6 protein-coding genes are annotated in these 6,579 nt (G+C 61.8%); all 6 read right to left on the reverse strand.

Annotated elements, in window-relative coordinates; genetic code table 11:
• Window positions 1-126 precede the first annotated feature (126 nt).
• The 6 genes from CCS01_RS32740 to CCS01_RS11840 all read right to left on the reverse strand — a co-directional run bounded on the left by CCS01_RS32740 (window position 127) and on the right by CCS01_RS11840 (window position 6,330).
• A complete protein-coding gene (locus CCS01_RS32740) occupies window positions 127-1,788 on the reverse strand; it encodes an RNA-directed DNA polymerase (protein WP_146101704.1) in 1,662 nt (553 codons plus the stop codon).
• Between the two features lie 300 nt (window positions 1,789-2,088).
• Window positions 2,089-2,496 carry a helix-turn-helix domain-containing protein gene (locus CCS01_RS11820; RefSeq protein WP_158258352.1) on the reverse strand — a complete coding sequence of 136 codons (408 nt, stop codon included), beginning with the start codon at window positions 2,494-2,496 and terminating at the stop codon, window positions 2,089-2,091.
• Window positions 2,497-2,973: 477 nt separating this feature from the next.
• The gene (locus CCS01_RS11825) at window positions 2,974-3,246 is read right to left on the reverse strand and encodes a type II toxin-antitoxin system RelE/ParE family toxin (RefSeq protein WP_104519030.1); all 273 of its coding nucleotides are present in this window, start codon (window positions 3,244-3,246) and stop codon (window positions 2,974-2,976) included.
• The gene (locus CCS01_RS11830) at window positions 3,247-3,504 is read right to left on the reverse strand and encodes a type II toxin-antitoxin system RelB/DinJ family antitoxin (protein WP_104519031.1); all 258 of its coding nucleotides are present in this window, start codon (window positions 3,502-3,504) and stop codon (window positions 3,247-3,249) included.
• A gap of 245 nt (window positions 3,505-3,749) precedes the next feature.
• Window positions 3,750-4,730 carry an NADPH:quinone oxidoreductase family protein gene (locus CCS01_RS11835; protein ID WP_104519032.1) on the reverse strand — a complete coding sequence of 327 codons (981 nt, stop codon included), beginning with the start codon at window positions 4,728-4,730 and terminating at the stop codon, window positions 3,750-3,752.
• A gap of 691 nt (window positions 4,731-5,421) precedes the next feature.
• The gene (locus tag CCS01_RS11840) at window positions 5,422-6,330 is read right to left on the reverse strand and encodes an LLM class flavin-dependent oxidoreductase (protein WP_104519033.1); all 909 of its coding nucleotides are present in this window, start codon (window positions 6,328-6,330) and stop codon (window positions 5,422-5,424) included.
• Between the last annotated feature and the right edge of the window lie 249 nt (window positions 6,331-6,579).

Here is a 6,579-nt window from a genome sequence, read left to right on the forward strand (position 1 = left end):
CTGAACCGGCCACTTTAGTGGCCAACTGAACCCGGGACCGCGTTAGCGGTCCCGCTTGCCGCTTTGAGCGGCTCACACTCAACGGGCCGCGTCAGCGACCCGCCCGGCCGCTTTGAGCGGCCAACACTATAAAGCCCCCGGCTCTGCCGGGGGATATTTACTAAGAGACAACTCAGAGGCGTGAGCAGGCAGGGTATTGCCTCTGGTGCCGGCGAGATACTGAGCCAGTGCGGATGAAATGCGCCGCGGTTTTCGTGCTTTGATATGCTTCACGTTTCTGTTGATATCATAGAAGCTCACACCATACGTCTTCAGCACACAAAATCGATTGTGTGTATCAACGAAACTTGGAGCCGGTGTTGGGAGCCAGCCCCTGATCGAAGCTTCGTATGCCAGCAACCAGTTGCTCGATATCAAACCAGCACCAGTCAGGCTTTGCTCCCATAGTGAAGTATCGATTCTCCCGTTAATGAGCGAACGCGAACGTAGATCTAGCGTAAGTAGTGCGCATACTGAACTTTCAAGCTCGGTAACTGGCGCTACATCAGAGGGGTTGAGACTAATCTTGAGCGCTTTGGCGAGAAACAACATCCACGCGATTTCGGCATGTCTGCTTGCTGGTGCACAATGCCTGATGAAGTCCTTTATAAGTTTGCCGATGCGGTCTACATTAAGTGCATAGCCCTCTGCTTTGTAACTGGCGAAGATTTGGACAACCGCCGGGATCGTCGTTGGGTTTGCTCGAACGGCCTTCAACAAGTAGGTCTCATAGCGATGCCAATTGTCCAAAAGCACCTTGATTGCCATTGTCCTTTTAATTGCGAAATCTAGAACGTTCTGAAACGGGTAATTTTTAGCGAAATCAAAAGCAAGTGCAAAAAAATGCTCGATATCTCGTCCCTGGCCGCTGGCAGTTGCGGCAAAGGTCTGTTGCCGGAGCGTTGTTGGCCAAACAGCGTCCACTGTGCTTCCGGCGCGCCAAAAAGTGGTCTTGTCTGGATGTATTTCAAGTTGATACATTCTGCACGCGGCGGCGATGGTCGCGATTGCGTCCTCTGCCTGGCCAGCGGTTTCAAAGCCTATATACCAATCATCGACGTTGCGTAGCGCGCCGGTCGATGAGATCTCGAGTTTATCTCGTAACTCTACATCAACAGAAATGGCCACAAGTTCTGAGATAATTCGAGAACTGTCAGGTCCAACCGGGATCCCAATGGTTTGATTATCGTTCCCTTTTCGCACTGCTTTATCGAGTCTTGCACCAAGTGAAGCATCGTAGATTTGCTTGTTCAGGTGCTGCTTACACCACGCCTTGGAGTGGAGAGCCCAGGGAATAGCATGTGTATAGAGAGTGCCGTAGAAGCGTGAGATATCTGCAACAAGAATATGGTCGTACGACGCCGATATCTCCGCTTGGCGGAGAGCAATAAGTCTAAAGTCAGGAGCCTCTACTGCCCGCTGTTGACCAGTCACGATTTCCAACGGGGTCGGACCAAAGTTGCAGGACTTCAAATGCCTGCGGATTTCCACCCAATTGTCAGCGATCAGCTTCGCAACATGGTATTCGGCTATTGGATTGACAATAGAAAGATCGCGCCGGACGCCTTTGGCACGAGGAATGGAAAAAGTCTCGGGTATCGTTTTTGGGTAATCACCAGGTATGGCAGACCAAGCTATCCCGATGGCCTTGCGAAACTTGGCGAAGCTACTAGTCGTGAACGGGGGAGGCAGCTCGTCAGGAAAATAGCCAGCGCCTAGAAGCGCCGAAAGCCGTTGGTCCTTTGTCATCGGAAGCCATACCACAATCAAGGAGATATTTATATCGAATTAAGGTCGATTGTGCAATATCATTCGACTTACCGTTTGGCGACTCTACGGCAGTGGAGGCGCGCCGCATCAACGCGCTCAAGGCGAATTGATCCCACAAGACCCAAACGAAAGACCAATCATTTTGTGCATGGGCGCATTTGCACCTAAGCCCGCCATAATATCAGCTTCAGCGAAGCCACACGATCAGGACATAACCGCTGTGATCTGATATTCTCAAGCGACGACCCCGATTGAGCAGCACAATATTGGTTTATAGTTTCATTCCTGTCGCAAGTCAGTCTGGCGACTAAAAAGCTCGGTGGCCCTATCGAGCAGGTTGTCCCGTGCCGGCTGCTTGAGAGCCCGCCAGAGGCGGATCAGACCGACCTCAGCGGGCCGGAGAGGGAGCACATCAGACGGCTCTCTGAACTCTGTCAGATCACTTGGCGTCGCGCCGGCTTCGATCAGTAGTTCGGGCATGTTGCAACCGAGAGCGTTGGCCAATTTCTTAAGCTGCTCGGTCCTCGGGTTCAGTGACCGGCCCTTGAACAGATCCCTGACATAAGTCTCGTTGAGGCCAGCCTTCAGGGCAAGCGCCGTCTGGCCCATACCGGCGCGGACCATGCGCCGGAAGACCTCACGCTCCACTGGCGCTGCATTTGGCAATAGCTGTGCCCGCTTCGTCATCGCCTTTTGCTCCATCAATTTTTGTGGCAAAGCAATAGGAGCATGTCCAATCGTTTCTTGGCAACGTGGGACGTATCCCAAATTAAGGCTGGGGAAGTGGCTTGTCGCTCCCGTGTGGTGGCCTTGGCCGCCGTCGGACGATCAGCTGCGCGGCCCCGGGGTCCGGTGCGACCGCGCCGACCTCGGCGGCCGCGTGATCCACAGCGCCACCCAGCCAATGCCCGACAGCACCAGCATGGCAGCCGGTGCGACAAGAAGCCAATACGTTGATGCCGACATCAGCAGAACCTCCCAAACCACACCTGCGCCAGCGCGATGCGATCAAAGCCGAGCATGGACCCGTGCGCCGCTATGGGAGAAGTCGCCGGACTGCGCCATCGACCAGAGGCACCACAATCCGAGCCAAGCGATCCATGACGCGTTCGCGGTTGAAGTGGAGCCCGTCAGCGGCCAGCGCTGCCACTCTCTTGCATTCCCCTATTCATCAAACAGATCCGCATGACTCCCAGTCCGGGCAAGCTGCAGTTCGTCACCCTCCACGCGGTAGAGCAGCAGCCAATCCGGCTCGATATGCAGATCGCGAAACCCCTTCCAGGCGCCTTTCAGCGGATGATCACCGTAGGCAGCCGGAAGTGACCGGGCCTCGATCAGCAGCGACAGCACTGTTCGCAGCTTGCCCATATCCTTGCCGCGCCGCTCGGCCCGCTTCACATCCTTCCTGAACCGGGTCGAGACGACAGGCGTCAGCACCTACAGCCCCAGATCCTTGAACAGAGCGGCGCTGTCGGCGAACCGTTTGCCGTTTCCCTGTTCCAGTTCCGTCATCGCTTCAACGCTTCCGGCGTTCGGCACTTTCACCTCGAACGGCAGGCGCTTCTCGTCGGCGATCCGCAGCATCAGCAGGCGGATGGCATCTGAAATCGACAATCCCATGGCGGCAAGCGCTGCGGCGGCCCGTTCCTTGGTGGCCTGGTCAATGCGGGCGCGGACGATGGTATCGGCGGTCATGAATGGCCTCTCGGATAAAATGTAGCTTCAATGTAGCTACAAACAGACGTCCCATCAACCGGCAAGTTCGTCATCGGCCGGCAAATCCGCTTCAAACCGCCTCTCCCGCACATCACCCGCCCGCCCAAGGCCACTGGGAAACATGTCCCCCGAGCCAGCCGGTCACATCCATCGCCTCGCCGATCGGCAGACCGGACCAGGCAACCGCCCGGGGTCCAAACCGGTCCCCGGCGCCACCGCCCCGCCTACGCCCCCACCTCCACCACGATCTTCCCGGTCGCCTGCCGATCCATCACCGCCCGGATGGCCCGGGCGGCGTCGCGCAACGGATACACCGCGGACACCGCCGGCCTGATCGCCCCAGCCTCATACAACGCCGCCAGCCGCGCCACGTGCCGGTCCCGCGCCTCTCCCCCACGGTCGAAGAACGCGCCCCAGAACACGCCGACCACCGAGCACCCCTTCAGCAGGATCAGGTTCAGCGCGATCCTTGGGATCTCCCCGGCGGCAAACCCCACGACCAGATACCGCCCCTGCCACGCGATGGACCGCAGCGCCGGCTCGGCATACGCCCCGCCGACCGGGTCGAAGATCACGTCCACCCCCCGGCCGCCGGTCAGCGCCTTCAGGTGCTCCCGCCACTCCGCCTTCGTGTAGTCGATGCACGCGTCCGCCCCCAGCCCGCGGCAGAACGCCGCCTTCTCCGGCGTCGAGGCGGCGGCGATCACCCGCGCGCCCAGCGCCTTGCCGATCTGGATCGCCGCGGACCCGACGCCGCCGGCGGCGCCGAGGACCAGCAGCGTCTCGCCGGCCTGCAGCGCGGCGCGGTCCTCCAGCGCATAAAGGGCGGTCCCATAGGTCATGACGCACGCCGTCGCCTCGGCGAAGCGCATCACCGCCGGCTTGGCCACCAGCCGCCCGGCGTCGATGGCCATTTCCTCCGCCAGTCCGCCCCAGTAGGTGAACGCCATCACCTCATCGCCGACGGCCCAGCCCCGCACGTCCGGGCCCAGGCGCACCACCGTGCCGGCGACCTCGCCGCCGGGGGCGAACGGACGCTCGGGCTTGAACTGGTACTTGTCCTGGATGATCAGCCCGTCGGGATAACCGATGCCGCAGGCCTTGACGGCGACGACCACCTGCCCGGCCGCCGGCTCGGGCGGCGGGACGTCCGCCAGGATAAGTGCCTCCGGCGGACCGACTTCCCGGCACTGCAGCGCTTTCATGGCGTCACTCCTTCTTCACGCACAGGCAACGGCACCCGTTCTAAAGCCGGAACGGCCGCGCGACGGATGCGCGCCGCTGCCCGGACCGGGCGAGCCGTAGCCAACCACGAACCAGTGCGCCACCGTCAAGGGGGTGAAGTGACGCCCAAACCCGGCATGATGGCCCGTGCCTCCCCCATGGGCGCCAACTTCAGAGAGACAGGGCCGGGTCCATTGCCCCTCCGTCATGGCCGGGCGTGTCCCTACGGGATGCACACATCTCGGAAACGGTCCGCCGCGGCGTTTCCCTTTCGTCATGGCCCGGCTTGTCCGGGCCACCTATTCCAGCACTTGTGCCGCGACAGGTGGCCCGGACAAGCCGGGCCATGACGATGGTGGAACGTTCTTGGCGCCCAGGCAAGCACTTGATTTTACGGTCATTTCCGACTCGTTTCCGGGATGTGTGCATTGCGTAGGGCGTGTCCCCATGCATATCAGGACAAGGCGGTGCCTGGAGAACGGCCTTTCCTTGATCGTCATGGCCCGGCTTGTCCGGGCCACCTGTTCCAGTACCTGTGCCGCGACAGGTGGCCCGGACAAGCCGGGCCATGACGGGGTGGGAACGGCGGTGCCCTGTTCCCGGCGCCCCGTTCCGGGTTATGTCAGCGCCTTTGCCTCCCCGGCCGGCACGGCGGCGGCAGCCCCGGCCCCTTCACCGGAACGCCTCGAACACTTCCTCCAGCGCCTTCATCTGGTTCCCCGCCACCGAGGACGGCACGATGATCAAATCCCGCACCCCCGCGGCGTGCCAGGCCTCGACACCCTCCCGCACCTTGGCCGCCGGGCCGAACAGCGTGTTGTCCGCCAGCCAGCGGTCGGTCAGGAACTGCGGCACGGCGTCGCGGCGGTCGGTGGCGACCGCCGTCTCGATCGCGGTCATTTCTTCCTCGTAGCCGGCTTCCTTCCAGTAATTGCGGTAGTTCGGCAGGAACGCATAGCCCAGCAGCGTCCGCCGGTTCACCGCCTTCGCCGCCTCGATGTCGTCGCTGATGCAGGTCGGGATCATGTTGCCGATAAAGAACGACGGGTCCGTCCGCTTCGCCGCCGGCAGCGCCGCCAGCGACGCCGCCATGTGCGACAGGCAGGCATTGGCGAACACCACGCCCTCGGCCAGTTCCCCCGCCAGCGCCACCATCTTCCGCCGCAGCGCCGCGACGATGACCGGCGGCAGCGGCCCCAGCCCCTCCTGGATGCGGTATTTCTCGATGAAGGCGCGGACGTCGCCCAGCGGCTTGCCGGGAGTCACGCCCATGCGCACATGCGACGGCGCGTGCGCCACGCCGATGCCCAGGCGGAACCGTCCGCCCGAGACCTCGTGCATCGCCGCCGCGCTCTGCGCGAAATCCAGCAGCGTGCGCTGATAGATCGGCGCGATGGCGGTGCCGAACGGGATGCGCGTGGTGTTCCAGGCCAGCGCCTCGCACAGCGACATGTTGCCGAACAGGCTGGGCGCGTAGATGCCGGCGAAGCCGCGCCGCTCGATCTCCTGCGCGATCTCGATGGTGCGGCGGCGGCGCCCGGGAACGGCGACAAGGGCAATGGCCGGCAGAGCCTGCGGCATGCGGACGGTCTCCTGTTGTTTGCCGGCAGCCTACGCGCCCGGGCCACCGGCGGCAACGTGACCGCCGCCTGTTCTAACGTAACCGGGAGTTCCCCCGGCTCTGCCGGGGAGGCAGCAGCAGTTTGACATTTGCGGGGGTAGGCCCCGGTTCGCCCATCAATGAAACTCTGGAGCGTGAGCCGCCAAAGCACACGCTGATGGAGTTCCATCAATGGACGAATTCGAGAGCCTAAATCACACCAAATGGGA

The sequence above is a fragment of the Rhodopila globiformis genome (assembly GCF_002937115.1).
GTDB classification, from domain to species: Bacteria; Pseudomonadota; Alphaproteobacteria; order Acetobacterales; family Acetobacteraceae; genus Rhodopila; species Rhodopila globiformis.